This is a genomic window from Pseudomonas sp. R3-41 (assembly GCF_054161485.1).
On record NZ_CP096421.1, the window covers coordinates 2,867,888 to 2,893,171 of the forward strand.

A 25,284-nucleotide genomic window follows, 5' to 3' on the forward strand; every position below is an offset into this window, starting at 1 on the left:
CAGCCATCGGACAGGCTGATCCCCCACACCCATCACCTCCTGCGATACCTCTGATTGTGCAAAGCGATTTCAGCGCGGATAGCCAATTCGATAGTCTCGACGTTGATCCGGCATTGTCAGTCGGAACTTCATGAGCCTGTGGCATTGAGTCGATAGCGCTGCAGAACTCGTCGGTGCGCCATGCAATGTCAGCCCGAATGAATAAGTATAATTAGGAGAGCGTGATGATTGCAGCAGTCAGTAAGGTCCTGGTGATCGGGGGAGGATTCTCCGGTATGACCGCGGCTATCCAGCTCGCCCGCCAGGGCGTCGAAGTGGACCTCGTCGAAATCGATCCGTTGTGGTGTCCCTTGGGAGCGGGGATTACGCTCAGTGGGCCCACGCTGCGAGCGCTTGATACGGTTGGGATTCTGGAACGGGTCGCCGGGGAAGGGTATTTGTCGACCAATTTCGATGTGTTTTCACCGGCCGGCGACCTGATCGTGCAATTGGCGCTTCGACCGCCGGTCAGCGATAAACCTATACCCTGTGGTGGCGGCATCCTGCGCCCGGTACTGGCTCGGATATTTGCCGACAGGACGCGGGAAGTGGGGACCCGTGTGCGCCTGGGCATCACCTACGACAGCGTCATCGAGCATGACGATGGCATTGACGTGTCTTTCACCGACGGGACTACTGAACGCTATGACCTGGTCGTCGCCGCTGACGGCGTGCATTCGCGCACGCGAAAGGACTTTTTCCCGCAAGCGCCTTCGCCAAAACCCATTCATCAGAGCGTCTGGCGCGCGGTGCTGAAGCGTCCGCCGGAAATCGTGCGCCCCACTCATTGGCTGGGTCGCACCAAGGTTGGCGTCAATCCAATCTCCGAAACGCACATGTACATGTTCCTCATGGAAAACCGCGCGTTTTCCGAGTGGATCGATCCAGCCAGTTGGCCGGGTGAAATGGCGCGCCTGCTGAGTGAGTTTCCAGCCCCGATCCTGCAAGCGCTGGTGCCACAACTGCACGAGGTGGGCGCCAATATCGACTATCGTCCGCTGTCCAATCTGTTGGTGCCGCTGCCCTGGCACAAGGGCCGTATCGTGCTGATCGGCGACACGGTGCACGCCACCACGCCGCACCTGGCTTCCGGAGCCGGCATCGGTATTGAGAGCGCCATCGTGCTTGCCGAAGAGTTGCTCGCCAGTAGCAATCTACAGACGGCCCTGAGCCGGTTCGAAACGCGGCGCTGGGAGCGTTGCCAACTCGTAGTCGAGAACTCCGCGCGGCTGTGCGAGATAGAGAAAAGTGGTGGGGACAAGGAAGAGCATGCGCAGATCATGCGCGAGTCCACTGCGACGCTGGCTGAGCCTATTTGAGGGATCGCGACCCTTCAGTTGGAGGGTCGCGATGCAGGCCTCTACGAGCAGTGATCGAAAATGACGACCTCTTTGACGTAGGCGAAAAAAGACGCCGACGTCAGCGCCACGCCGTCCTCGGCAAGTTTTTGAAACAGCGCTCGCTGATACTGCCGAAAGGTCGAAAAATCCGCTTCATTTTCAAACCACAGGCTAGAGGCACCTTCGTATACGGCGATGTTTGGCCCGAAATAGGCCGTCACCTTGTCGCCCTCGGGTAGGTACCGGGAGCGAACATACCGGCGTAGGGCGTTCTGGAAGTCGGGCTGTTCCCGGGTAATGCTCTCGTGAGCTGCGTCCCAAGCTTCGAAAAAACGATCGAGCGCCATGGCTGGGTTCTTCTTCAGCAGGATCATCACTTTCCATGGGAGAGGCGCTGTAGCGGTGCTAGCCGTCTCCACTTCATCCGTCAGTTGAGCGAGCTGCTCGGAAAGGTCCGCGAAGTTCTTTGCATCAGGGCCGACGGTTTGCTGGGTATAGGGATCGCTGAAGGTGCGAATCAAACCCGGCACGTCTTCAAAAAACAGCTCTGTAATGGAGTCTTTGTGAAAGGACTGGATGTAGGAACTGTCGGAGTCGATCCCGAAAGCGGCGTCGATGATATGGTTCTGCACGTACCGTTTGACGCCTAACGGTTTGGCTTTAGCGATTGCTCCGTGGGTGTGCTCTACATAGTTTAGAAACTCGGCATGCGTCATTCCGGGTTTTCTGCGTACAGCGGCTAGGATCTTAATCATGAGCGCGTTCTCGTTTTTGGCAGGGCGACAGGTCTTGGACCTTAATTGCAATGTGCGCGGGTGTTATTCATCTAGTTGTTTTCCAACACCAAAATATACGGCCAGGTTTATTCCGCGAACCAATCGGTATTCGTGCTGGTAGGTATCGTGCAATAACATGCTTGAGCAGCCTTGAGTCCGATAGTGCGCCACACACTTCGGCCCGCGCCGACTCAGGTGGTGTCGGCTACAGTTCCTGGTAACCGCAGGAATGTATCTTGACCGCCACGGAATATTGCTCATGACGAAAAGCCTTCCATTCCAATCGCTCGGCTGCGCCGAATGCCGCAACCATGAGGCGCTGGGGTTCGATTTCACCATGGCCTTCCAGCCTATTTTCAACGTCCGGACACACGCTGCGTTTGCTTATGAAGCGTTGGTCAGAGGCGTCAATGGTGAATCGGCTGGCTACATCCTGGGGCTCGTGAACGACAGCAACCGCTACCGATTCGACCAGGCTTGCCGGGTGAAAGCCATCGAGGAATCCGCAAGGCTGGGCCTGCTGGACATTCCCGATTGCTTGCTGAGCATTAACTTCCTCCCGAACGCCGTATACCGGCCGGAGACGTGCATCCGGGCTACCCTGGAAGCGGCGCGCCTGGCCCATTTCCCGCCAGAAAGGCTTATGTTCGAAGTGACCGAAGGCGAGAAGGTGGTCGATCCTGAGCACCTCAAAGCGATTTTCGTGGAGTACGAGCGCCAGGGTTTCACTACCGCCATCGACGATTTTGGCGCGGGGTATTCGGGCCTTAACCTGCTGGCCATGTTCCAGCCGCAGGTGCTGAAGATTGACATGGCACTGACCCGAAGCATTGATCGAGACTTGGCCAAGCAAGCGATCGTCGAAGGCATCATCCTGGTCGCCAGGCGCTTGGATATCCTGGTCATCGCCGAAGGTGTCGAGACCCGTGAAGAAAGCTCGACGCTTCTAGGCATGGGGATCGAGCTGATGCAGGGATATTTGTATGCAAGACCCCAGGTTGGTCATCTTCCGGCGGGATGCTTTGACTGACGACTCAATCCAGGCGTCTTGCCCGTAATGCGCTTGAATGCGCGACTGAAAGCGGCCTGGGAGGTATAGCCCAAGCGCTGCGCCACCTCTTCAATCGGCAGCCTTTCGAGCGTCAGCCACTGGCTTGCCAGCCGCATTCGCAGTTCGGTCACGTAGCGCAACGGGGCCATGCCAATCGTCATCTGGAAACGGTCAGCGAAGACTGAGCGAGAGGTGTTGCATTGCTCCGCCAGCTGCGCAACGGTCCAGTCGCGCCCCGGTTGTTGATGGAGCGCGAGCAGTGCATTGGCCAAGCGTGGATCGCGCAATGCGGCGACCAGGCCAGAGGCATTACCGCAGGCGCACTCCACCCAACCGCGAACGACCATGGCGGCCACCACGTCGGCCAATCGCGCAAGTATGCCCGCGAAGCCGATACGTGCGGCGCTGACCTCGCGTTCCATGGTGGTCAGGATAGGCACCAGCCCGGGGTAACGCTGGCCGCCGGCATCGATCAGCATCAGGCCCGGCATTAGCCTGCCAAGGCCATGGATGCTGCCCAGTTCAAATTCCATGCAGCCACTGAACAAAACGGTGGGCGGCGTGGGGCTGGCATCGGTTCCGGCATCTACCGCGCTCACGGTATCGCCGAGGGGGGCGCCGTCCAGACGGTCGATGTCTTGAACAGGAACATCCGGATGGGAAAGCAATTGGTGGGCCGCACCTTGGGAGATGAATACGGCGTTTCCAGCAGACAGCGCATAGGTTGCCCCGTCTTCCATCCGCAGCACCGCATTGCCGACCGCCAGGAAGTGGAACCAGGCATGCCCGGGTTTGGCAGCGAAGCCCAGGCCGAAGGTTGGACCGGCTTGAATACGCCGGTATTCGACGCCACGCAGGCGCATGCCGCGCAACAGCTCATTGATGAGTTCCGAGGAGAGGGCAAACTGATCGGTAGGCATTATTCAGGTGTTTCAGTCAAAAAATAGAGGTTCTTGATCATAGATCATCCAGATTTGCACGCCTAGACTGCGGGTCGCAATGAGAATTGGGAGACCCGAGCAATGACTGACTGTGTTTGTAATGCCGTATCCGACAGCCATCGCGGCGCCGGGGCGGATGCAGAACCTGTGACACCCGCGTGGATGGCCGTGTTTTCGTTGGCAATGGGCGTGTTTGGATTGCTGACCGCCGAGTACCTTCCGGCCAGCCTGTTGACGCCCATGGCGACCGACCTGGGGGTGTCCGAAGCGTTGGCTGGCCAGGCGGTAACGGTCACTGCCGTGGTCGCACTGTTCGCTGGCCTGCTGGTGCCAGGCCTTACCCAGGGTATCGACCGCCGCTGGGTGCTGCTGGGTTTTTCCACGTTGATGATCGCCTCCAATCTACTGGTCGCCGTTTCCTCCAGTCTCGCGGTGCTGCTGGTCATGCGTATCTTGCTGGGTATCGCCCTTGGCGGGTTCTGGAGCATGGCGGCAGCGGTGGCGATGCGCTTGGTGCCGGGTGCTTTGTTGCCCCGGGCGCTCTCGATCATTTTCAGCGGCATTGCCGTCGGGACGGTGGTTGCGGTCCCATTGGGCAGCTACCTGGGCGGGCTATATGGCTGGCGTAGCGCGTTCTTTGCAGCGGCGGCAGTCGGCGTGGTGACCCTGGCTTTCCAGTCGTTCACGCTGCCACGCCTTGCGCCGCGCCGGCCGGCACGCCTGCGCACTGTACTGCAAGTGCTGCAGCGCCCGGGCATCGCCATGGGCATGTTCGGTTGTGTGCTGGTGCACAGCGGCCACTTCGCGATGTTCACCTATGTCCGGCCGTTCCTCGAAGGGACCACTGGCATCGGCCCCCAAGGGTTGTCGCTGATGCTGCTGGGTTTCGGTGTGGCGAACTTTGGCGGCACGTTGTTAACCGGATGGCTGCTTGAGCGCCGCCCGCTGGCCACCCTGGTGTTGATGCCGACGTTGGTGGGCGTTGCAGCACTGGCGTTGGTTCTGTTGCCGGCCTCGGTGCCGGGGCAGGCGGTGCTGCTGGCGATCTGGGGCTTGGCCTTTGGTGGTGTGCCGGTGGCATGGTCGAACTGGGTCGCGAGCGCGGTACCTGACCAGGCGGAAAGCGCCGGGGGCATGGTGGTGGCATCCGTGCAGTCGGCCATCGCAACAGGCGCCGCTGCTGGCGGTGCGATGTTCAGCCTCGGTGGCAGCACCGGCGTATTCGTGGCGGCGGCTGTGCTGATGCTGTTGGCCGCGTTGCTGATTGCGTTGCGGGTCCGGGTTCCTTCTGCCCATGGCAATGCCCAGGCCAGGCCCGCGCTGCACCTCTGATCCTGCTTCTCAGCCGCGCCGGTTTCTGAGAAGCGGTGTTATAACGGCGACCTAGTTATCCAAGAAATCCGTGAGTATGTCTGTGGATAACCGCGCTGATGCCAGGCAGGCAGCGCGTTTTAACGGGCGTTCAAAAAATGTACAGGCAGTTTGATGTCACCTTCCGCCGTGGGCGATTGAGTTTAAACAGGGCGCTGAAAACCGGGACCACCTTGCATGCATGTTCAAGGGAGCCGCCTTCGCTTTCAGTGCTGTCTTGAGTCGGCAACGCTTCTGAATTGCCTCCGAACCCCTTCTGCGCAGCCTATTCCGAGAAACGCGTACCCTGCCGGCGCGATGCCGCAACAAGCCCTTTATTTGTTCGGGTTGTGACTATTGACACAAATGGTCACATGAATAAATATGACGCGTCTGTCTCGAGGGATCGCCATGAATCAGCGCCGCGGCAGGCCTCCGGTTTTTTCCAGGGCAGGTCTCTACGGGGATCACTGTCAGCCCGTTCAGAGAGCGCTGATATGCCCAGCTTTGCCCAGTTGCTGCAGCAATTCGTCACGAGCTCCATCCACCTCAGCTGCTGTTTCAAGAGTTCAAATAATGAAAAAAATAACGCTCAAGACCCCACTGGGCTTCGCCGCTCTGCTCGCAACTTCTCATGTGCTTGCAAGCGGATTCGCTCTTAATGAACAAAGCATCAGCGGGATGGGTTCGGGGTTTGCCGGTCGTTCGTCCTCTGCTGAAGATGCGAGCACCGTTTTCGGCAATCCGGCAGGCATGTCTCGATTGAAGAGAGAGGAGGTGAGTGTCGGCGCGGCGATGCTTTTCGCGAAGTCCGACATAAGCCAAACCAGCAGCACCTTCGGTGGCCAGGAGGACGGCGATATGGTGCCAGTGACCACTGTGCCAATGGGTTACTACGTCAAGCCCATTGATGAACACTGGGCGTTCGGTGTTGGTTTTTATGTTCCTTTCGGTCTGATGACCGATTACGGCAGCGGTTTTGCCGGGCGTTATTACGCCAACAAAAGCGAGGTCACGACCCTTACGTTCCAGCCCACTGTCAGCTATGCCTTTAACGACAAAGTCTCGATTGGGTTCGGTCCCACCCTCAACCGAATCAGCGGTGAAATATCGGGAATGGTGCCCAATCCCCTGAGCCCTGGTCGCAACGATGGAAAACTCAAAAGCACTGGCGACGACACGGCCCTCGGTTTCAACGCCGGGATCCTGGTACAGGCTACCGACCGAACCCGTTTGGGGATGACCTACCATTCCAAGGTCAGTTACCACTTGGACGCCAAGACCAAGGTCACCGATGGGATTTTCAGCTTGCTGGGCGTCAGTGGCGAGAGCTATGACGCTTCGCTGGATGTGGATACCCCGGAATCGGTGGACTTCTCGGTGACTCATCAGCTCAACGCTGATTGGACCCTGTATGCGGGCAGCACCTGGACGCGTTGGAGTCGCTTCAAGGAACTGACCATCGAGAACTCGGGATTGCCTCCTTTGCTCAGCGGCTCGCTCGGCACCATTACCGAAGAGCAGAATTGGCACGATACCTGGGCTCACGCCATCGGTGCGGCGTATCGGTTGAACAACCAATGGGTGCTTCGCGCAGGTTTGTCGGTCGACCAGTCGCCCGCCAATAACACCAATCGCGGACCGCGTATTCCCACGGGTGACCGCTCGGTGATCAGCTTCGGTGCTGGTTGGACACCGGTGGAAGATGTCACGGTCGACGTCGCTTATTCTTATCTGCAGGAGGAGAGCGTGCAGGTCAACCACACCTCAGCGACCCGGGGTGCCTACCGTTCCAAGTATCAGAACAGCGCCAATGGCCTGGGTGCTTCGGTCAGCTACCGCTTCTGATGGGACTGCCGCGTTACGGGAACTGAACGACTGGGTGGCACCTGTTGCCTCCCGGTCTTTTAGGCGCGCTCACCGCGTTGAGACTTTCCGATACGCGTTCGGCGACTGTCCAAACCAGCGCCGGAACGCGCGCGCGAAGGCTGTAGCATCAGCGTAGCCAAGCTGAAACGCTAGGTCCTCGAGCTTCATCTCGGTATTTCCCAACAGTTGCCCGGCGAGTTGCTTACGCTCCGCCTCGACGAGTTTGCGCAAAGTAGTGCCTTCCTCTGTCAGCCTGCGATGCAGGCTGCGCGGCGCCATCGCCAGCTGATTGGCAACCTCTTCAAGGGACGCTGCCAGTCCCGTTGCCCCCAACAGAAGTTGTCGGACCTGGCCGGTGACGCCGCCGACTTGCCGTCTCTCCAGTTGCGCGCGGCACTGCTCTTCCAATAACCGGACCAGATGTGCGTTGTACATCGGCAGCGGCAACTCCGCATCTTGCCGACGCAGCACGATGGCGTTGCGCGAACAGCCATAGTGCGGCGCAATGCCGCTCAGTGCTTCGATTCGGTCCGCGTGCGCCGGCGGGCGGCCTTGAAATTCGAGCCGTAGCAGGCGCAATCCCGACAACGCGAGCTCGTCGAACAGGCGAATGCTGGTCGCCATGTCTCGTTCCAGCAGAAATTGCCGCAGGTGGTGCGGGATCGCTGAGGCGTCGACGCTCGTGCCGTATTCATGCTGATCGCAGAATATCTCCAACCGGCAATACGCCGTGCTCAGCGGCAGGTAGCGCAGGGCGCACTGAACGGCCTCGCGCACATTGCGGCTGGTTCGCAGCGCAAACCCCCAAAGGCCGAAAGTCGCCACGTTGTACCGCAGGCCAAGCTCGAAGCCCAACGCGGGAACGTCCGGCAAAGCCAGCATCAGGTTTTCGATCAGGCGCATCTCCTGCTCACGTGCGATCAGGGCGTCCGCGTCCCGCAGCTGCGCTTCGATGATGCCGGTGCCCAGCAGGCAGGTCTGCGCATCGACGCCATAGCGCGCAGCGAAATTCACCATCACCTGACTGATGGCCACGGGGTGCTTGAAGATCGCGTGCTTTGGTATGCCCATGCCGAAAACTTCTAAAAACAACGGTGTGATACGGCCTGGCCAGAAATGCATGGCAATAGGCGTCCCAGGTCCTACTGAGGGTACATGACTACCGACTAAGGTTGCGCAACCCACCAACAATAAGAACGTCCCGGGAGGACGACCATGGATCAGGATCTCGACGCGCTGAATAAAAAAGCCGTTGCCACGGCACGCGAATACACCACTGAACTGGCCTGGCCGACGATGGCACTGGTGCTACTGGTGTGGACATCGCTTATGGGCGATTTTTATCTGTTCGCGACAGGTCAGTTGTCCCTGCCAACGGCGACACTGATCTATGCCGTTGTCACCTACATGTCCTATACACCCCTGCATGAGGCTGTGCACGGCAATATTCACGGTGCTCATCATCGACTGCAGTGGCTCAATGATCTTTGTGGGTACCTGGTCGCGCCTTTGATGATGGTGCCGTTCTCTACTCACAAGGTCGAGCATTTCACCCATCATCGTTTCACCAACCAGCCGGACAAGGATCCGGACTACGTCGTTAATGGCATGAGCGGTGGATTTCTCGCTTTCCTGGCGTGCGGATTTCGTTTCCTGTGGGTCCAGAACACCTTCTTGTTCCGCGATTATTGGCCGACCGCTCCACGGCGGGTGAAGGCAGCCTACATTGCAGAGGTGCTGTTCGCGATCGGCTGGCGTGCCGCGCTCATTGCGCTCATTGAGCGAGAACATACCTGGGTGCTACTGGTGTTCGGCTACTTGGCCGGTGGGTACTTCGTCGCGTACTGGTTCGCCTATCGCCCCCACGTGCCCTACCAGGAGTCCACGCGTTACCGGAACACCAACAGCCTGATCATGCCCGGATGGATCAAACCGTTGGAGTGGTTCTGGCTCGGCCAGAACCTGCACTCCGTGCACCACCTGTTCCCACGGGTGCCGTTCTATCGCTACCACGCATTGCACCGCCGTATCGAGCCGATCATGCGTGCTCACGGTACACCGATGATCGGCGCCTTCAATCGACGCAATGTCGAAGCTGCTCGACGTCCTGAATGACAAGGGGTGCGACATCTTCTTCGCCACTGGGTGGCGGGCTGCTGGTAAAGCAATTGCTCCGCGTGGAGCCGGTTGAGATGGAGACCTCCCGGTGCCGTAGCCACTGTGAGCGATGGATCGCTCAGTTGGCTGAAATTCTCCATGGCCGCGCGGAGCGGGCATGTTGAGACTATGCTCATTGCCACTGCAGCAATGTACTGGTTTCAATTATCGGCCGCCCAAGAAAGGAGTCTGTATGTGCCTGTTTTTTCCTGCTCGGTTCTATTCAGGAGTGGCCGAATGAGCGGCTTGGTATCCCATATCGTGTGGCGCCTCGCCGGCTGCGTGGCCGGGCTGGCGATGGTTGCCACCCCTCCAGCCCAAGCGGCCGAGGGCGGTATCGCCGGCGGCCCGACCGCAAGCTATAGCATTGCCTTCAGCAACTCCTACGCGGGAAGCGATTTCCGCAAAGTCATGGTGCGCAACTGGCAGGAGATCGCGGCCCAGGCGCAAAAGGATGGCTTGATCCGGGAGGCTCCGGTGGTCAGCGCCAATAACTCCGCATCGGAACAAGCGGCCCATATCCAGGACTTGATCGTCAAGGGCACCAACGCCATCGTTATCCTGGCCGCGTCCGACACGGCCCTCAATGGGGTGATCCGCGACGCTTGCAACGCCGGCATCGTGGTGGTCGTGATGGCCAGCCTGGTCACCGAAAGCTGTGTCTATACCGTGGACTACAACTGGTCCGCCATGGGCCGCGTGGAAATCGATTACATCGCCGAGCGCCTCAAGGGGAACGGAACGCTGTTGGAGATTCGCGGCATTGCCGGCGATGCCACCGATAAGAATATCAGCGACGGTATTCGCAAGGCCGCTGGCGATTACCCAGGCCTGAAATTCGCCAAGACGGTGTACGGGAACTGGACGGCTTCCGTGGCACGCAAGGAGGTGGCGCTGGCGCTGCCGTCGCTGCCGGGCATTGATGCCGTCGCGACTCAAGGGGGCGACGGTTATGGCGCGGCCATGGCGTTCAAGGCGGCGGGGCGCCCCTTGCCGATCATCGTGATGGGGAACCGCCAGGATGAACTCGCCCTATGGAAACAGGAACGCGATGCCAATGGTTACGAGACCGTCTCTGTCTCCGCTTCTCCGAGCGTCTCCCAGGTGGGTTTCTGGGTGGCCCAGCAGATCCTGGCGGGCAAGCAGGTGCCTAAGTTCGTCGAGGTGCCGTTGGTGCGTATCGATGGGAAAGACCTGGACGCCTGGCTCGCCACGATGCCGGTGGGCGGTGCCGCCAATCCTTTCTACAGCCAGGCTTCCGTCGCGGCGATGATCGACGCGGCCATCGACAATAAGGCCTCGCCCACGCCTTTGCCGGAAATTACCAAACAGTAGTGGCGCGCGGGAAGCGGGGAGGGGCCATGGTGACATTCCAACTCGCCACAGACAGGCCCATTGCCGTCAGGATTGGCCTGGCGGTCGCCGCGCTGGTGTTCCTGATGCTGGCGGTGTCGCTGGTGAACCTCTACGGCCTGCGCGGCATGGTACGTGCGGTGGATTCCGCCAGCCATTCCGCGGAAATCCTGGCCTCGGTCAACGGGGCCACCGGACGGGTGGAAAATTTCATTGCCACCCGCGACCAGGAAAGCCTGTCCCAGGCCGAAGGCATGGTGGCGGCGGCTATCGCCGGTCTTTCCGCCATTCCGGTGGCCGAGGCGCAATCGCTCAAGGGCAGTCTGGAACGGCTCGCCGCGGCGATCGCCGCCTTGCGGGCGGCGAGCCTGGCCATGGAGGGCGAAACGGAAAACATGACAGCCCACTACGGCCGGATGCGAGAGGCGACCCTCCTGGTCGAACAGGGCATCGCCGATGGGTTGAAGGGGGTTGAGTCCCGCGCCGTTGAGCACGCGGCGCGGGCGGGCAATATCGAAAGTGCCCATCGCATCCTGGACACCCTGCGCAACGGCGAACGGATCATCACCGCCAATGTGGCCAGGGTGCTGGTGACCGGTGACGGGGCGGCCGGCACTGCGGCGCGCAGTGCCGGCGCGGCACTCCAGCCCGTGGTCGAACAACTGCGTGAAATGATGGGGGCGCCACAGGAGCGAGAGGCCCTGGGCCAGTTGGCGACGGCACTCGCTGCTGCCAGCCGGGCGGTCGAGCATCTTGGCGAAGCGCCCAAGCTCCGGGGGGACGAGGCTTTGCGGCATCTCGCTGTCGTCGGGGATGTGGTTGAGCGCCTCGAGACAATGCTCGCTGACGTGGAGGGGCAGGTCGCCCATGACGCAAGCGACATTCAGGCAGCCACCGGTTTGCTGCACAATGCCGCCGCATTGTCCAAGCGTTTCGCCGAGCGTGTCGCCACCCTGGAGGCGCAGACCTTGTCGTTTCGCCTGTCACCGTCGACCGAGATCGCCAGTTCGGTCGGTGCCATCCTGGACGAACTTTCCCGCCTCTCTCGGGTGCTCCCTTCGTCCGTGGGGCTGCAAGCCAAGGCTACGCCCTTGACGGTCAGCGATCAGATTGCCGGTTACCGGGCGGCATTCGCCAGGTTCCATCAGGCGAGCAATGCCCTGGGCGGCGCGCGCGATCAGGTTCGCAACGAGGCACGGGGCGCCGGCCTGTTGGTGGCGCGCTTCGCTGGCCAAGCGCGCTCCGACGCCTTGATCCACAATGATCGCAGCATGCTTGCGACGATACTTGCGGGCACCGTTGCCATTCTGCTGGCCGGCGCCATCGCCTGGAGCACGTCGCGATTTGTCGCGCAGCCCATCGTGGCCCTGGCCTCGGTCATGCGCCGGCTTGCCGCCGGTGACCTGAACGCCGAGATCGCCAGCGCCGGACGCGGCGACGAGATTGGCATCATGACCCGCGCCGTACGGGTGTTCCAGGAGAATGCCCTGCGCATCCGCGTGCTGGAGGCCGAGGCCGAGGCCGAACGACAGCAAGTCCAGGCCTCTTTGGAAAGAATGGTCGCCGAACGGACCGACACGCTGCACCAACAAACCGAAGTGCTGGAGGCGCAAGCCGTCGAACTCATTCAGGCGCGCAACCAGGCCGAGACCGCTAACCAGGCAAAGAGTGATTTCGTCGCCACGGTCAGCCACGAACTGCGCACTCCGCTGACCCTCATTCTCGCCCCGCTGGAGCAGCTTTCGGCAGCGACCACCCCGCCAGTGGACTGGCGGGTGCAAATCGAACGCGCCCAACGCAATGCGCTGCGCTTGATGAACCGGGTGAATGACATCCTCGATTTCTCCAAGGCCGAAGCGGGCAAGTTTGAACTGTGCCCAACGCCCATTGACTTGAACACGGTGGTGGGGGTGCTGGCCGAGGATGCCGCCATGGTGGCTGAGGGCAAGGGCTGCACCTTGACCTGCAGCATCGATCCCGCGCTCGGCACGGTGTTCCTGGATCCCCGACACTTCGAGAAAATTCTGCTCAACCTGATCAGCAATGCCATCAAGTTCACGCCCGCTGGCGGCACCGTGCACCTGGCCGTGACGCCAATGGATGGCGAGCGATTCGAACTCGCGGTGCAAGACTCGGGGATTGGCATTGCGCCGGACAAACTGCCGCTGCTGTTCCAGCGGTTTTCCCAGATCGACAATTCCGCCACGCGCCATTACAGCGGCACAGGCATTGGCCTGGCCCTGGTCAAGGACCTGGCCGAACTGATGGGGGGCGAAGTCGGCGTCAACAGCGAGCCCGGACGAGGTTCGTGTTTTTTTGTCCGGCTGCCGCTGGGGGCTGAGCAACACACTGTGCCGACCGAAGCCAGCCCTATGCACGAGCGATCGTCGCCAAGCACAACCAGCACAATAGAGCAGCGCCACCTGCGTTTTGACGACGGCCGCCAGGGCAGTCGCAACGACCGGGCATCGACGCCAGGCACAGACGACGAGCAGCCCCCGGAACATGCCTTGCGATCCAAAGTACTGGTGGTCGACGACAGCCCGGAAATGCTCAGCTATCTCAGCGAACTGTTGCACGACGACTATACGGTCGCCACCGCAACGGATGGAGAGCAGGCCTGGGCACTGCTGCAGCTTCGAGCCATCGATGTCGTGGTTTCGGACGTGATGATGCCGAAGCTTGACGGCTTTGGCCTGACCGCACGGATCAAGGCCAGCGCCGGTTTTGCCCATTTGCCCGTGATCCTGGTGACCGCCCGCGGTGGTAGCGAGGCGTGCGTCTCCGGGCTGGAGAGTGGCGCCGATGACTACATCGCCAAACCCTTTTCGCCGCTGGAGCTCAAGGCCCGAGTGCGCGCGGCGCTACGCATGAGCCAGGTGCAAACCGAACTGCATGCAAAATCCCGCCAGGCGGGCATGGCCGAAATCGCCACGACTGTGCTGCACAACGTCGGCAATGTCCTCAACAGCGTGAACGTATCGGCAGAACTGGTCAGCAGTCAGATGCGTTCCTCCAAGGCCCAGGGGCTGGGCAAGGTGGCTCAACTGATGAGCGAACACGTCCACGACCTGAGCGATTTTCTCACCAACGACCACAAGGGAAAGATGCTGCCCGATTACCTGCTCAAGCTGGCGAAGGTGGTGACGGAAGAGCAAGAGGGCATCATCGAAGAACTCGGGCAACTCACCAAGGGCATTGACCACATCAAAACCATTGTCGCGGCCCAGCAGTCCTATGCCGTCGCCGTCAGTATTGTCGAGACAGTGCCAGTCGCAGCGCTGATCGACGATGCCTTGCGCATGAGTGCGGGATTACTGGCGCGCCGGGAGGTGACGGTGGTCAAGGACCTTGCCGACTTGCCCCTGCTGCCGTTGGACCGGCATCGGGTGCTGCTGATTCTGGTCAACCTGATCAACAATGCCAGGCAGGCGTTGGACAGCGTGGTCGATCGCAGCCCATGCGTCACGTTCAGCGCGTTCCTCGCTGACGGAGCATTGCGCATCACGGTGGCCGACAACGGCAATGGGATTGCGCCTGAGCACCTCAAGCGTATTTTTTCCCATGGCTTCACGACTCGCAAAGACGGTCACGGTTTCGGCCTGCACAGCTGCGCGCTGGCCGCGCAGGAAATGGGTGGCAGCTTGACCGTGCACAGCGACGGGGCGGGACAGGGCGCAACCTTTACCCTCGATATTCCTCTTGATGCTTCGCTGAGCCAGCGAAGCACACCGAACCGGCACATCCAGCCGGTCGACGATATGCCCGCGACCCATGAGTGAAGGTTTTACCCGCCCGACCTGGTGGCTGCGATGGGCTGCTGCACGCGCGCGCTTGGCCACAGCAGCGCGGCCAGGCCAACGGCATAGACAACCGCAAACAGCACGTAGGCGATACGGGTGGAAAACAGCTGGGGCGTTTCTGTCGGCAACGGTGATACACCGAGCCCGAACAAGATGAGGAACGTCATGAGCCCTCCGCCGAATACCTTGCCAGCGGTGTTACCCATGGCGGCGTTGCCGGCAAACAGCAGGCTGACCAGCAGCAGGATCAGCGCCACCAGCCACAAGGTCGGCCGCAGTTCGAACAGCGTAAAGGCCAAGGAAGCCACGACCCCACCCAGCAGATTGACCATCACTAGCCCGAAGGCGCTGCGGCTGCTCATGTCCAGAGAGAGCTGGCTAAGCAACGAGGCCACCGTGATGGGCACGACCATCGCTGTGGCCAATCGTGGATCGCTCAGGCACAGCGCAATCATGGCCAGCAAAATCGCCGCGCTGGCCATGGCCTGGCGAATCACCAGCGTCAGCTCGCGCGGCTGAGCGCGTTGCGGGTCGGCCTGTTCACCCGCAGGGTCGGGCAGCAGCGCATGGGCGCCCCAGGTCAGTAGCAAACCCAGGCTGACCGCCTTGACCAGAACGAGCACGATGGACTCGCCCAGATCGCGCTGCACGGTATCGAGCATCGGCACCACAATGGCAATCACCAGCATCAGCGCCGGTCCCGCGCCGCCCAGTTGTCGGCCTTGGGCGGTAAAGCAGGCGAAATAAAACAGCCACAGCGACGGCAGGAGCACCCAAGGCCGCTCACCGAACATGCCGGTCATACCCACCAGCAGCGCGCCGGTCAGCAGACTCACCAGCAGCGTGATCAACCCCTGGGATAACGCTGGCGCGCGGCGGCTGGCCAAGAGGAACTGGGTGGCAAACAAGGGCGCGAGAAAGGGCAGGATGTCACCCAGGACCAGACCCGTGCACAAGCCTACGGTCACGGCCAGGGCGACGCGCAATCCCTGGCGTTTGATCCGCAGCAGTTCCAGCGCCGCTTGCCCATCGATTGACCCATCAATTGACATAATTCAGCCAGGCGCCCAGGCGTGTCATCAATGCCCCCAGCGCGTTCGTCATGGGGTTGTCATCGGTATAGATCACCACGGTTACCTGCGAGCCGTAACGTGGGCCGATCGGGTGCGGTTCCTCCACAATCAGGCGTACGGGAAAGCGTTGCGGGTCGCGCACCCAACCACTCTGATTGCGCACGGAGGGCAGTGCGGCGTTGCTGCTATCTTGTTGTGCGACACCCCAGCCAACGCTTTCGACATGGCCCTTGAATACCCGGCCCGGCAAGACATCGAACACCAGTTCCGCCGGGTCGTCAGCCTGCACATGCTCCAGGCTGTTTTCCTTGAAGGCCGCAGACACCCATACCGTGCCCCTGTCGATGAAGGTCAGTGCCGGTTGGCCAGCGCTGATGACTTGGCCAATGGCGAGTTGCAGGTTAGTGATCACGCCATCGGCGGGTGCAATGACTTCGGTACGCACCAGATCCAGCCGGGCTTTTTCCAGCGCGGCCAGGGCTTGCTTGAATTGCGGGTTGTCGTTGCCTTTGGGCCCCAGTTGCTGGCGGGCCCGTTCCAGGTCGGCTTGGGCTTTGCTCACGGCCGCTTCGGCGGAGCTCAGCGAGGCTTTGGATTCATCCTGGCGGGCGGGGGCGAACACACCGCGCTCCACCAGTTGATTCACCCGCCGGGCTTGCTCGCGTATGTTGTCGCGCTGCGCCCGCGCCGATACCAGCTGTGCCTGGGCGGCATCCACCGAGGCAGTACTGGCACCCAAGGTTTGGCCGGTTTCCTCCAGTCGCGCTTCAGCCTCGTTGACGACAAGCTTGTAGGGTTGCGGGTCGATACGAAACAGCACCTGGCCGGCCTTCACCCGGGCATTGTCGAGCACCGCGATTTCTGTCACACGGCCCCCCACCTCGGCAGCCATTTCGACCACATAAGCTTGCACCACGGCTTGTGACGTCGAGGGCGTGCGTCGCTCCATGAAAATGGAGAGGGTGAACAGCACGGCAATCAATATCACAACGCCTAGCGCAATGCGTCGCAGAGGATTGGCTGGCGCAGGCTTTTCAGGCGGCGGTTCAGTTTGGCGCTCTGGCTCGAAGGAAACGGGCGGATTCTGTGTTCCGGGCATATCGGCACCTGCAACTCATGGCATTTCAAGAACAACTGACAGCGCGCCGGGGGGAGGCGGTCCGGGCGTTGGCTCAGAGCGGGTCAGCGCTAGTGACCCGTGCGGTGCGGATAAACAGCGCGCGCAATTTCTCCCAGAAATTGCCACCCAGGACGAAGAAGCTGCTCACCAACAGTGCATCGCCAAGCAGTTGCAATGCCCAGCTATTGGGACGCAGGCCGGGTGCGAAAGCGTCGACATAGGGTTCGAGAAAGGAGCACACCAAGGGCAAGCAGAACATCACCAAGCCAATACGGTGGCGGGTAACGCTGACCTCCAGCTCGGCGCTGGGCACAAGGCCCGACACGTAGCCGAACACATGTTGCTTGAGCTCCTGGAAACCCGCCTTGCCCATCACTGCGATGACTAGCAGCAACAGCACCTTGTTGATAATGAACAGTGCGCCGGTGATCGCCGCGATGGTGGAGCGGGGCACATCCGCAGCCGCTGCCAGCGGCACCAACAACCACAGCGAGAGCATCAGACAAAGGATGGCGATGCCTAGCTTGAAGCGCCATTTCGCGGACTTTGACGTTGCCGGGGGCTGAGCCGTGGTCATGCTGCCTTACCTTCGTTTAGAAATTATTGTGGGTATGGTCTGGAGCAAAACTGAGCTTAGCAGCTGGACTGTCGCCGCGTTTTTTTAACAACAGTCCCCTGGCACCAGGCGCTTGACTTAGAGCGCGCTCTAACCAATAGCCTTCTTGTTGCACCGCCAAAACGGCCAGTTCCGTTGTGCGGCTTAAACAAGGAGATAGGCCATGACATTTAAAAAACTTAGCGTTGCAACCGGGCTCGTGCTTTCAGCGTGCGTAACTGTAGCGCCGGCAACTGAGCCGGATAGTCGACGAGCGAAGGGCATGGAGACCCTGGAAAAAATCACCGGAGCCACCGGCAACACCGTGGTGAACTCGCTGAGCGATATTTCGCCCGAGCTGGGTGAGTGGATAGTCGATTTCGCCTACGGTGATGTGTTTTCCAGGTCTGGCGTCGCGCTTTGCACACGCGAGCTGGCAACCATCTCGGCCCTCACCGCGTTGGGGAACGCGCAACCGCAACTCAAGGTGCACATAGAGGGAGCCTTGAATGTCGGTTGTCAACCTGAGGAAATCGTTGAAATCATCATCCAGATGGCGGTGTATGCTGGCTTTCCAAGCGCGTTGAATGGCATTAGCGCAGCGCGGGAAGTGTTCGCCAAACGAGGCATCAAGATCGCCGCGCGTCCCCAGTGAATGGGGCCTCTGCATGACCAACACCGATGGCCAAGGACAGTGCTTATGAACGCCTACCAGACGATTAATCAGGTCGCCAAGCGTACCGGCCTCACGGCGTATACCCTGCGCTATTACGAACGCATCGGTCTGTTGGCACCGGTCGCCCGAGCGGCCGGCGGGCAACGCCTTTATGCACCGACTGATATGGCGTGGCTTGATTTTCTGCTGCGTCTACGCACCACTCACATGACCATCGGCAAAATGCAGATGTTCGCCAAGCTGCGCAGCGCCGGGGATTCCACCGTCGCCCAACGCCGCCAGATGCTGGAGAGCCATTTACAGGAGGTACAAGCCGAAGTGGTTGCCATGCAAAACGCCGTGGCTGCATTGCAAGTCAAGATTGATTATTACCGTGGGCTTGAAACGGGGGAGGATGTTTCGCACCTGTTCTAGGAGGGCGGCTGTTCACATCCGATGATGCTCCAGCAGAAAGTCCACGAACACGCGTACCCGCGCCGGCATCGCCGAGCCACCGACGAACACCGCATGGATCGGCTCCCGGTCTCCGGGGTTCCATTCTTCCAGCAGCGGTATCAGGTCGCCGCGCTGCAGGTCCTCGCTCACGGTGAAATCGCCGATACGCGCGATGCCAGCACCTACCCGTGCGAGTTGTGCCAGTGCCTCACCACTGCTGCATTCGATGTTGCCGCTGACCTTCAAGGAAAACGCTCTGCCGTCGCGGGTGAACGGCCAGTTGGGTTCGGCACGCCGGAAGTTGAAGCGCAGGCAGTTGTGCCGGAGCAACTCTTCCGGTTCCCGGGGTGTGCCATGGCGTTCTAGATACTCGGGCGAAGCCACGACCACCTGACCGGTGTCGCCGATCTTGCGCGCGGTCAGCGGGCTGTCGGGCAAATGGCCAAAGCGTACCGCCACGTCGGCCTGGCCGCCGAGGATGTCGACCACTTCATCGCCGAGGGTGAGGTCGACAACGATATTCGGGTAACGGGCGCTGAAGGCTGCCACCAGAGGAACGATGGTCTGCCGCCCATGACCCAGGGCGGCGCTGACCCGCAAACGGCCCTTGGGCACGCCCTGGTCGGCGACGGCTTCTTCGACCTCGGCCATGTCGGCCAGGATTCGCCGAGCGCCGCGCAGGTAAGCCTCGCCCTCGGCGGTGAAGGTGATCGCTCGCGTGGTGCGCAACAGCAGGCGAGTGCCAAGGCGTTGTTCGGTACGGGCGATGACGCGACTGACCGCCGACGGGGTCAGCCCCAATGCACGTGCGGCGGCCGACAAGCTGCCTTCCTGCGCCACCGTGACGAACATGGCCATTTCACCTGAGCGACCGTTGAAGTCCATTTGTGCTCCTTAAGCAAAGGTGATTGCCAAAAATGCCATCTACCGCCTGGAAAGGCTGGATCGTAGCATTTGCGGCATAGATGAGGAGCCTTCCAATGCGTATCAATCCACCACTTATCGCACTCGCCATGGGTGCCTTTGGCATCGGCGTAACCGAGTTCGCCCCCATGGGCATGTTGCCGGGCATCGCTGCCGATCTCGGCGTTTCCATTCCCGCCGCGGGCCTGTTGGTCAGTGCTTACGCCCTTGGCGTACTGCTCGGCGCGCCGCTGATGACCCTGACCACCGGGCGGATTCCCCGGCGCTATCTGCTCATCGGACTCATGGCGATTTTCACCCTGGGTAACCTGATGTCAGCGCTGGCGACCGATTACTACAGCCTGATGGTCGCCAGGGTGGTGACCTCACTGAACCATGGCGCGTTCTTTGGCGTGGGTTCCATCGTCGCCGCCAGCGTGGTCGCCCCGGACAAGCGTGCCGGCGCGGTCGCGGCCATGTTCATGGGCCTGACCCTGGCGACTATCGGCGGCGTGCCGCTGGCCGCCTGGTTTGGCGAACTGTTCGGCTGGCGCAGCGCATTCTGGGGGATTACTGGCCTGGGTGTAGTGGCGATGGCCGCGTTGAGGTTCGCCCTGCCCAATGTGCCGGCGCCGAAAAGCAACGGTGTGCTAGCCGAAATCCGAGTATTGAGTCGTGGTCCGGTGCTGGGGGCGTTGGCCCTGACCGTCGTTGGCTCAGGTGCGATGTTCACCGTCTTCACTTACATCGCTGCGATCCTGAGCAGCGAGACTCATGCATCCACCCCTTTCATCACCGCCATGCTGGTGCTGTTCGGTGTGGGGCTGACGTTGGGCAATATGTGGGGCGGCAAGGCCGCGGATCGCTCGATAGACCGCACCTTGATCGTTTCGCTGAGCGTGCTGATCCTCGTCTTGCTGGCCTTCACCGTATTGATGCGTTGGCCGCTGCCTGCTGCGGTTGCCATCTTGATCTGGGGTATCGCCAGTTTTGCCCTGGTGCCGCCACTGCAAATGCGCGTGATGGAAGCCGCCAAGGACGCGCCTAACCTGGCCTCGGCCGTGAATATCGGTGCCTTCAACTTCGGCAACGCGATTGGCGCGGCGCTGGGCGGCGCGGTGATCAATGCGGGGTTGGGTTATCCCGCGATTTCCCTGGCCGGAGCGGCAGTGGCCGGCCTGGGGCTGTTGATGGTGTTGGCTTTTGCCTGGCGTTCAAGGGTTGGTGCGGCTGCGGCGGTGTGATGGATACACGGACCGTTTGACCAGACTCCAAGTGGCTCATTAGAGTGGGTAGCCGGACCGGCTGCCGACTGCCATGGACATCCAAATGAGCGACCTACCCCTGCTGCTTGCCTTCATCGCCGCTGCGTCAGTGCTCACGGTGACCCCCGGCGTGGACACCGCCATGGTGCTTCGCGCTACCGCAACTGGCGGTCGACGTTCGGCGGCGATGGCTTCCCTCGGTATCGTGCTCGGCTGCCTGGTGTGGGGCGCCGCGGTGTCACTGGGGCTCGGCGCCCTGTTGCACGCTTCGGAGTGGGCTTACCTTGCGCTGAAAATTGTCGGCGCAGCTTATCTCGTCTGGTTGGGCGTCAAACTGCTGCTGCGGCCCAGGACAACGCTGCAAGGGCAGGGGAGCGAGAGCGTGGCTGCCTCTGCGCGTGACGCCTTTATCCGCGGTTTATTGACGAACCTGCTGAACCCCAAGATAGGTGTGTTCTACATCACGTTCCTGCCTCAGTTTGTCCCGAGTGGCGCGAGCGTGGCCAGTTACTCCTTCTTCCTTGCGGCGTTACATGTGCTGTTGACGTTGGCCTGGTTCGGCATTCTGGTGGCGGCGACGGTGCCACTGAGCAATTTCCTGAAACGCCCGGCGGCCCTGAAGGCCCTTGATCGGCTCACGGGCGGTGTTTTTGTCGCGTTTGGGCTCAAGCTGGCTGTCTCCAATCCGGCTTGAGCCGAATGCCGTACTGACAGTAGATGTCGCTCGGCTGCACTGTAGGAGCTGTCGAGCGAAGCGAGGCTGCGATCTTTCCCCAGACATTTGAATCTCAAGCGAAAGATCAAAAGATCGCAGCCTTCGGCAGCTCCTACAGTGCAACCCAGCGGGAGCAAGCTCCCTCGCCACAGGGCCTACCCCGAGCTCTTCGAGGCGGTGCAGCGCGGGCAGGCGTTCACCGACCCGAAGCATTTCGTGGACGCACAGCCATGTGCTCTGCAAACTAGGTCGCTTGGTATCGCCTCCGAACGATAGGCCGAAAGTGGCAATGGCCACGCCAACCCGAGCCAGGCACCCCCCGCGGACAACAGAGACAGAGCACAACAACATGACTATCAAAGTAGGCATCAATGGTTTTGGTCGGATCGGTCGCCTCGCTCTGCGAGCAGCGTGGAGCTGGCCAGAGTTTGAATTTGTGCAGATCAACGATCCAGCGGGCGACGCGGCGACCCATGCGCACCTGATCAACTTCGATTCGGTGCATGGCCGTTGGAACAATGAAGCCAGCGCCGAAGACGACAGCGTCGTTATCGACAATAAGCGGATCAAGGTAACGGCCAACAAAGCGATCGCCGACACCGATTGGTCAGGCTGCGACCTGGTGATCGAGGCCAGCGGCAAGATGAAAACCGTGGCCGTGTTGCAGGCTTACCTGGATCAGGGCGTCAAGCGGGTGGTGGTCTGCGCTCCAGTGAAAGAGCGGGGCGCCTTGAACGTCGTCATGGGCGTCAACCAACACCTGTTCGATCCTGCGTTGCACCGCATCGTCACCGCAGCTTCGTGCACCACCAACTGTTTGGCGCCGGTGGTGAAAGTTATCCACGAAAAACTCGGCATTCGCCACGGCTCGATTACCACCATCCATGACCTGACCAACACCCAAAGCATCCTCGATCAGCCGCACAAGGATCTGCGTCGTGCCCGTGCTTCGGGGATGAGCCTGATTCCCACCAGCACCGGCTCGGCCACGGCCATCGCCGAGATATTCCCGGAGCTGCGTGGACGCCTGAACGGTCACGCGGTGCGCGTGCCGCTGGCCAATGCTTCGCTGACGGACTGCGTCTTTGAAGTCGAGCGGGCCACGACCGTCGAAGAGGTGAATCAACTGCTCAAGGATGCCTCCCTGAACGAACTGAAAGACATCCTCGGTTTCGAGGAGCGCCCGCTGGTGTCCATCGACTACCGCACCGACCCACGCTCATCGATCATCGATGCGCTGTCGACCATGGTCATCAATGGCACCCAGGTCAAACTCTATGCCTGGTATGACAATGAATGGGGTTATGCCAACCGCACCGTCGAGCTGGCCAGGCTGGTCGGTCTGGCCGTCTGAGGAGCGGCCATGAAAGCCTTCTCAGCCCTCGCTCCGGAAGTGCGGCAGTACCTGCTCGTGACGGGCAACTACTGGGCCTTCACCCTCACCGACGGCGCCCTGCGCATGTTGGTGGTGCTGCATTTTCACGCGTTGGGCTACAGCCCGCTGCAAATCGCCGCGTTGTTTCTGTTCTACGAAATCTTTGGCGTGATCACCAACCTGGTGGGTGGTTATCTGGGCGCTCGATTGGGGCTGAACCGGACCATGAACATCGGGCTGGGCCTCCAGGTCGCGGCGCTGTTGATGCTCACGGTTCCGCTGGCCTGGCTGACCATCCCTTGGGTGATGGGGGCCCAGGCGCTGTCGGGGATCGCCAAGGACCTGAACAAGATGAGTGCCAAGAGCTCGATCAAGCTACTGGTCCCCGATGGGCAGCAGGGCAAGCTCTACAAGTGGGTGGCGATCCTCACCGGCTCGAAGAATGCCCTCAAGGGCGTCGGCTTCTTTCTTGGCGGCGCCTTGCTGGCCTTGGTCGGTTTCAAAGGTGCGTTGCTGGCCATGGCGGCTGTCCTGGCGCTGATCTGGGCCGGTAGTTTGATGTTGTTGAAGAAGGACCTGGGCAAGGCCAAAGCCAAGCCCAGGTTTCGGGATCTGTTGTCCAAAAGCCGGGCAATCAACATTCTTTCGGCGGCGCGGATGTTCCTGTTCGGTGCCCGCGATGTCTGGTTCGTGGTGGCCTTGCCGGTGTACTTGAGCAGCGTCTTTGGGTGGGATTTCTGGAAGGTCGGTGGCTTCCTGGCGGCCTGGGTGATGGGCTACGGCATCGTGCAATCCTTCGCCCCCCACATCACCGGCAAGAAAAGCGGGCATGTGCCGGATGGTCGTGCAGCCTTTGGGTGGGCCTTTGCCCTGGCGGGCCTGCCAGCCTTGATTGCCCTTGGGCTCGGCACCGGGTGGTCGCCACAGACGGTACTGCTCGGCGGCCTCATGGTCTTTGGCGTGCTGTTCGCGGTGAATTCGTCCTTGCACAGCTACCTGATCGTGTCCTATGCCAAGGAAGACGGCGTGTCGCTGGACGTGGGTTTCTACTACATGTCCAACGCCCTGGGACGACTGATGGGCACCGTACTCTCCGGCTGGGTCTATCAGATGTACGGTCTGGAAACGTGCTTGTGGATCTCAAGCGCCTTCGTATTGCTGGCTGCGCTGATTTCCATTGCATTACCCAGGCATGCCAAGGCGATTTGAAGCCCCTCCGATTTTTTCGGTCAAGGCAGCGCGGCTTCGACCAGTTCGATCCAGTGCCTGACAGGGGTTCGTCCAGCACCGTCGAGGTGGGACTGGCAGCCGATATTGGCGGTGACGATGACGTCGGGGCGTCCGCTTTCCAGGGCATTGAGCTTGTTGTCCCGCAGTTGCCGAGCCAGTTCGGGTTGGGTCAGTGAATAAGTGCCCGCCGAGCCGCAGCACAGGTGGCTGTCGGGCACCGGCGTCAGGTTGAATCCGAGCGTCTCCAGGATCGCTTCGACCGCGCCCCCGAGTCTTTGCCCATGCTGCAATGTGCAGGGGCAGTGAACGGCCAGGCGCTGGTCGCCGTGTACACCGAGCTTATCCAGCGGTTCGCCGCGCAGTACCTCAACCAGGTCCTTGGCCAGGGCGCTGACTTTTGCGGCCTTGTCGGCATACGCCGGATCGCTGCTGAGCAGATGACCATAATCCTTGATGAAGGCACCGCAGCCGCTGGCAGTTTGCACGATGGCCTCGGCACCGCCTTCAATGCGCGGCCACCAGGCGTCGATGTTGCGGCGGGCACGGTCGAGGCCGGTGGCCTGGGCGTTCAGGTGATAGTCCAGCGCACCGCAACAACCGGCCTCGTCAATCGCGGTGACGCTGATCCCCAACCGATCCAGTACCCGTGCAGCCGCCGCATTGGTATTGGGCGACAGGCTCGGTTGCACGCAGCCTTCGAGCATGAGCACTTGCCGGGCATGACGGGTGGTTGGTCGTGGCTTCGCCGGATGCACGTTGCGCGGCAACTTGACTTGCAGCGTGCTGGGCAGCACCGCGCGGAACACCTGGCCACTGCGCACCAGCGCTTTGAACAGCCCGGGATTGGGCAGCACGCCGCGCAACCCCTCGCGCAACAGACGCTGGCCGAGCGGGCGCGGCACTGCCGCATCGACCACCGCCCGGCCGATGTCCAGCAAGTTGTGGTAGTCGACGCCGGAAGGACAGGTGGTTTCGCAATTGCGGCAGGACAGGCAACGATCCAGATGTTGCTGGGTTTTGTGCGTGACCTCGTTGCCTTCCAGCACCTGCTTGATCAGGTAGATGCGGCCCCTCGGGCCATCCAGTTCATCACCCAGCAGTTGATAGGTCGGGCAGGTGGCATTGCAGAAACCGCAGTGCACGCAACTGCGCAGAATGCGCTCGGCTTCTTCGGCGCGGGGTAGCTGGCGGGCGTCGTCACTCAAAGTGGTCTGCATG

The 25,284-nt window shown here is 61.0% G+C and carries 20 protein-coding genes and 3 pseudogenes; 15 read left to right on the top strand and 8 right to left on the bottom strand.

Translation table 11 applies throughout. The annotated features are described in order from the left end of the window. Positions 1 to 224 precede the first annotated feature (224 nt). Positions 225 to 1,358, top strand: coding sequence for an FAD-dependent oxidoreductase (locus M1D99_RS13070; protein WP_458131980.1), 1,134 nt, complete (start codon positions 225 to 227; stop codon positions 1,356 to 1,358). Between the two features lie 41 nt (positions 1,359 to 1,399). On the opposite strand, the gene M1D99_RS13075 is transcribed toward M1D99_RS13070, so the two are convergent. Then, entirely contained in the window at positions 1,400 to 2,134 is a 735-nt protein-coding gene (locus M1D99_RS13075) for an EthD domain-containing protein (RefSeq protein WP_458131981.1), read from the bottom strand. A 280-nt stretch (positions 2,135 to 2,414) separates the two neighbouring features. On the opposite strand from M1D99_RS13075, the gene M1D99_RS13080 reads away from it, so the two are divergent. Next, complete coding sequence (locus tag M1D99_RS13080; protein ID WP_434575736.1) at positions 2,415 to 3,185, top strand: EAL domain-containing protein; 771 nt, start codon at positions 2,415 to 2,417, stop codon at positions 3,183 to 3,185. Here M1D99_RS13080 and M1D99_RS13085 read toward each other — a convergent pair. Continuing rightward, on the bottom strand, positions 3,158 to 4,126 hold the full coding sequence (locus M1D99_RS13085; protein ID WP_458131982.1) for an AraC family transcriptional regulator: 969 nt from the start codon (positions 4,124 to 4,126) through the stop codon (positions 3,158 to 3,160). The genes M1D99_RS13080 and M1D99_RS13085 overlap by 28 nt on opposite strands. Positions 4,127 to 4,228: 102 nt before the next feature. On the opposite strand from M1D99_RS13085, the gene M1D99_RS13090 reads away from it, so the two are divergent. Together M1D99_RS13090 and M1D99_RS13095 are read left to right on the top strand one after the other, a co-directional pair. Then, positions 4,229 to 5,479 (top strand): MFS transporter, encoded by a 1,251-nt coding sequence (locus tag M1D99_RS13090; protein WP_458131983.1) that lies wholly within the window; start codon positions 4,229 to 4,231, stop codon positions 5,477 to 5,479. A gap of 594 nt (positions 5,480 to 6,073) precedes the next feature. Next, positions 6,074 to 7,345 (top strand): OmpP1/FadL family transporter, encoded by a 1,272-nt coding sequence (locus M1D99_RS13095; RefSeq protein ID WP_458131984.1) that lies wholly within the window; start codon positions 6,074 to 6,076, stop codon positions 7,343 to 7,345. 69 nt (positions 7,346 to 7,414) lie between these two features. Here M1D99_RS13095 and M1D99_RS13100 read toward each other — a convergent pair whose 3' ends face one another. Next, complete coding sequence (locus tag M1D99_RS13100) at positions 7,415 to 8,488, bottom strand: AraC family transcriptional regulator (protein ID WP_434575742.1); 1,074 nt, start codon at positions 8,486 to 8,488, stop codon at positions 7,415 to 7,417. A 93-nt stretch (positions 8,489 to 8,581) separates the two neighbouring features. Here M1D99_RS13100 and M1D99_RS13105 point away from each other — a divergent pair, with 93 nt between their 5' ends. The 5 genes and pseudogenes from M1D99_RS13105 to M1D99_RS13125 form a co-directional block, all read left to right on the top strand. Next, complete coding sequence (locus M1D99_RS13105) at positions 8,582 to 9,481, top strand: fatty acid desaturase family protein (protein WP_434575744.1); 900 nt, start codon at positions 8,582 to 8,584, stop codon at positions 9,479 to 9,481. Positions 9,482 to 9,760: 279 nt separating this feature from the next. Further along, on the top strand, positions 9,761 to 10,858 hold the full coding sequence (locus tag M1D99_RS13110) for a substrate-binding domain-containing protein (protein WP_458131985.1): 1,098 nt from the start codon (positions 9,761 to 9,763) through the stop codon (positions 10,856 to 10,858). Between the two features lie 1,289 nt (positions 10,859 to 12,147). After that, positions 12,148 to 13,197 (top strand): annotated as a pseudogene (locus M1D99_RS13115) (sensor histidine kinase); the annotation flags it as partial. 213 nt (positions 13,198 to 13,410) lie between these two features. Further along, positions 13,411 to 13,746, top strand: a pseudogene (locus tag M1D99_RS13120) (response regulator transcription factor); the annotation flags it as partial. A 519-nt stretch (positions 13,747 to 14,265) separates the two neighbouring features. After that, positions 14,266 to 14,658 (top strand): annotated as a pseudogene (locus tag M1D99_RS13125) (ATP-binding protein); the annotation flags it as partial. 5 nt (positions 14,659 to 14,663) lie between these two features. On the opposite strand, the gene M1D99_RS13130 reads toward M1D99_RS13125, so the two are convergent. The 3 genes from M1D99_RS13130 to M1D99_RS13140 form a co-directional block, all read right to left on the bottom strand. Next, positions 14,664 to 15,731 (bottom strand): hypothetical protein, encoded by a 1,068-nt coding sequence (locus tag M1D99_RS13130; protein WP_434575747.1) that lies wholly within the window; start codon positions 15,729 to 15,731, stop codon positions 14,664 to 14,666. After that, positions 15,721 to 16,740 carry an HlyD family secretion protein gene (locus tag M1D99_RS13135; RefSeq protein WP_231987749.1) on the bottom strand — a complete coding sequence of 340 codons (1,020 nt, stop codon included), beginning with the start codon at positions 16,738 to 16,740 and terminating at the stop codon, positions 15,721 to 15,723. Before M1D99_RS13135 ends, M1D99_RS13130 begins: the two co-directional genes overlap by 11 nt. Positions 16,741 to 16,924: 184 nt before the next feature. Further along, positions 16,925 to 17,449 carry a transporter suffix domain-containing protein gene (locus tag M1D99_RS13140; protein WP_186706237.1) on the bottom strand — a complete coding sequence of 175 codons (525 nt, stop codon included), beginning with the start codon at positions 17,447 to 17,449 and terminating at the stop codon, positions 16,925 to 16,927. A 301-nt stretch (positions 17,450 to 17,750) separates the two neighbouring features. On the opposite strand from M1D99_RS13140, the gene M1D99_RS13145 reads away from it, so the two are divergent. Together M1D99_RS13145 and M1D99_RS13150 are read left to right on the top strand one after the other, a co-directional pair. Then, a complete protein-coding gene (locus tag M1D99_RS13145; protein ID WP_434576438.1) occupies positions 17,751 to 18,122 on the top strand; it encodes a carboxymuconolactone decarboxylase family protein in 372 nt (123 codons plus the stop codon). 45 nt (positions 18,123 to 18,167) lie between these two features. After that, a complete protein-coding gene (locus tag M1D99_RS13150) occupies positions 18,168 to 18,557 on the top strand; it encodes a MerR family transcriptional regulator (protein WP_186729354.1) in 390 nt (129 codons plus the stop codon). A 12-nt stretch (positions 18,558 to 18,569) separates the two neighbouring features. On the opposite strand, the gene M1D99_RS13155 is transcribed toward M1D99_RS13150, so the two are convergent. Then, complete coding sequence (locus M1D99_RS13155) at positions 18,570 to 19,463, bottom strand: LysR family transcriptional regulator (RefSeq protein WP_434575750.1); 894 nt, start codon at positions 19,461 to 19,463, stop codon at positions 18,570 to 18,572. Positions 19,464 to 19,558: 95 nt separating this feature from the next. Between M1D99_RS13155 and M1D99_RS13160 the strand changes: the two genes are divergently transcribed. The 4 genes from M1D99_RS13160 (at position 19,559) to arsJ (ending at position 24,045) form a co-directional block, all read left to right on the top strand. Further along, a complete protein-coding gene (locus tag M1D99_RS13160; protein ID WP_434575752.1) occupies positions 19,559 to 20,725 on the top strand; it encodes an MFS transporter in 1,167 nt (388 codons plus the stop codon). An 85-nt stretch (positions 20,726 to 20,810) separates the two neighbouring features. Then, entirely contained in the window at positions 20,811 to 21,440 is a 630-nt protein-coding gene (locus tag M1D99_RS13165) for a LysE family translocator (RefSeq protein ID WP_434575754.1), read from the top strand. Between the two features lie 370 nt (positions 21,441 to 21,810). Further along, positions 21,811 to 22,815 carry an ArsJ-associated glyceraldehyde-3-phosphate dehydrogenase gene (locus tag M1D99_RS13170; RefSeq protein ID WP_434575756.1) on the top strand — a complete coding sequence of 335 codons (1,005 nt, stop codon included), beginning with the start codon at positions 21,811 to 21,813 and terminating at the stop codon, positions 22,813 to 22,815. Between the two features lie 9 nt (positions 22,816 to 22,824). Then, positions 22,825 to 24,045: an organoarsenical effux MFS transporter ArsJ gene (gene arsJ, locus M1D99_RS13175; RefSeq protein WP_434575758.1), complete on the top strand. Its 1,221-nt coding sequence runs from the start codon at positions 22,825 to 22,827 to the stop codon at positions 24,043 to 24,045. Positions 24,046 to 24,065: 20 nt separating this feature from the next. Here arsJ and glcF read toward each other — a convergent pair whose 3' ends face one another. Continuing rightward, positions 24,066 to 25,283 (bottom strand): glycolate oxidase subunit GlcF, encoded by a 1,218-nt coding sequence (glcF, locus tag M1D99_RS13180; RefSeq protein WP_434575760.1) that lies wholly within the window; start codon positions 25,281 to 25,283, stop codon positions 24,066 to 24,068. Position 25,284: the final 1 nt, after the last annotated feature.

What these genes read in the sequence shown, in the direction of transcription:
- M1D99_RS13080 (WP_434575736.1), top strand. Translation starts at nt 2,415, where the DNA reads ATGACGAAAAGCCTTCCATTCCAATCGCTCGGCTGCGCCGAATGCCGC.
- M1D99_RS13150 (WP_186729354.1), top strand. Translation starts at nt 18,168, where the DNA reads ATGAACGCCTACCAGACGATTAATCAGGTCGCCAAGCGTACCGGCCTC.
- M1D99_RS13140 (WP_186706237.1), bottom strand. Translation starts at nt 17,449, where the DNA reads ATGACCACGGCTCAGCCCCCGGCAACGTCAAAGTCCGCGAAATGGCGC.
- glcF (WP_434575760.1), bottom strand. Translation starts at nt 25,283, where the DNA reads ATGCAGACCACTTTGAGTGACGACGCCCGCCAGCTACCCCGCGCCGAA.
- M1D99_RS13110 (WP_458131985.1), top strand. Translation starts at nt 9,761, where the DNA reads ATGAGCGGCTTGGTATCCCATATCGTGTGGCGCCTCGCCGGCTGCGTG.
- M1D99_RS13095 (WP_458131984.1), top strand. Translation starts at nt 6,074, where the DNA reads ATGAAAAAAATAACGCTCAAGACCCCACTGGGCTTCGCCGCTCTGCTC.
- M1D99_RS13105 (WP_434575744.1), top strand. Translation starts at nt 8,582, where the DNA reads ATGGATCAGGATCTCGACGCGCTGAATAAAAAAGCCGTTGCCACGGCA.
- M1D99_RS13085 (WP_458131982.1), bottom strand. Translation starts at nt 4,126, where the DNA reads ATGCCTACCGATCAGTTTGCCCTCTCCTCGGAACTCATCAATGAGCTG.
- M1D99_RS13170 (WP_434575756.1), top strand. Translation starts at nt 21,811, where the DNA reads ATGACTATCAAAGTAGGCATCAATGGTTTTGGTCGGATCGGTCGCCTC.
- M1D99_RS13075 (WP_458131981.1), bottom strand. Translation starts at nt 2,134, where the DNA reads ATGATTAAGATCCTAGCCGCTGTACGCAGAAAACCCGGAATGACGCAT.
- M1D99_RS13070 (WP_458131980.1), top strand. Translation starts at nt 225, where the DNA reads ATGATTGCAGCAGTCAGTAAGGTCCTGGTGATCGGGGGAGGATTCTCC.
- arsJ (WP_434575758.1), top strand. Translation starts at nt 22,825, where the DNA reads ATGAAAGCCTTCTCAGCCCTCGCTCCGGAAGTGCGGCAGTACCTGCTC.
- M1D99_RS13165 (WP_434575754.1), top strand. Translation starts at nt 20,811, where the DNA reads ATGAGCGACCTACCCCTGCTGCTTGCCTTCATCGCCGCTGCGTCAGTG.
- M1D99_RS13100 (WP_434575742.1), bottom strand. Translation starts at nt 8,488, where the DNA reads ATGCATTTCTGGCCAGGCCGTATCACACCGTTGTTTTTAGAAGTTTTC.
- M1D99_RS13090 (WP_458131983.1), top strand. Translation starts at nt 4,229, where the DNA reads ATGACTGACTGTGTTTGTAATGCCGTATCCGACAGCCATCGCGGCGCC.
- M1D99_RS13130 (WP_434575747.1), bottom strand. Translation starts at nt 15,731, where the DNA reads ATGTCAATTGATGGGTCAATCGATGGGCAAGCGGCGCTGGAACTGCTG.
- M1D99_RS13155 (WP_434575750.1), bottom strand. Translation starts at nt 19,463, where the DNA reads ATGGACTTCAACGGTCGCTCAGGTGAAATGGCCATGTTCGTCACGGTG.
- M1D99_RS13160 (WP_434575752.1), top strand. Translation starts at nt 19,559, where the DNA reads ATGCGTATCAATCCACCACTTATCGCACTCGCCATGGGTGCCTTTGGC.
- M1D99_RS13145 (WP_434576438.1), top strand. Translation starts at nt 17,751, where the DNA reads ATGGAGACCCTGGAAAAAATCACCGGAGCCACCGGCAACACCGTGGTG.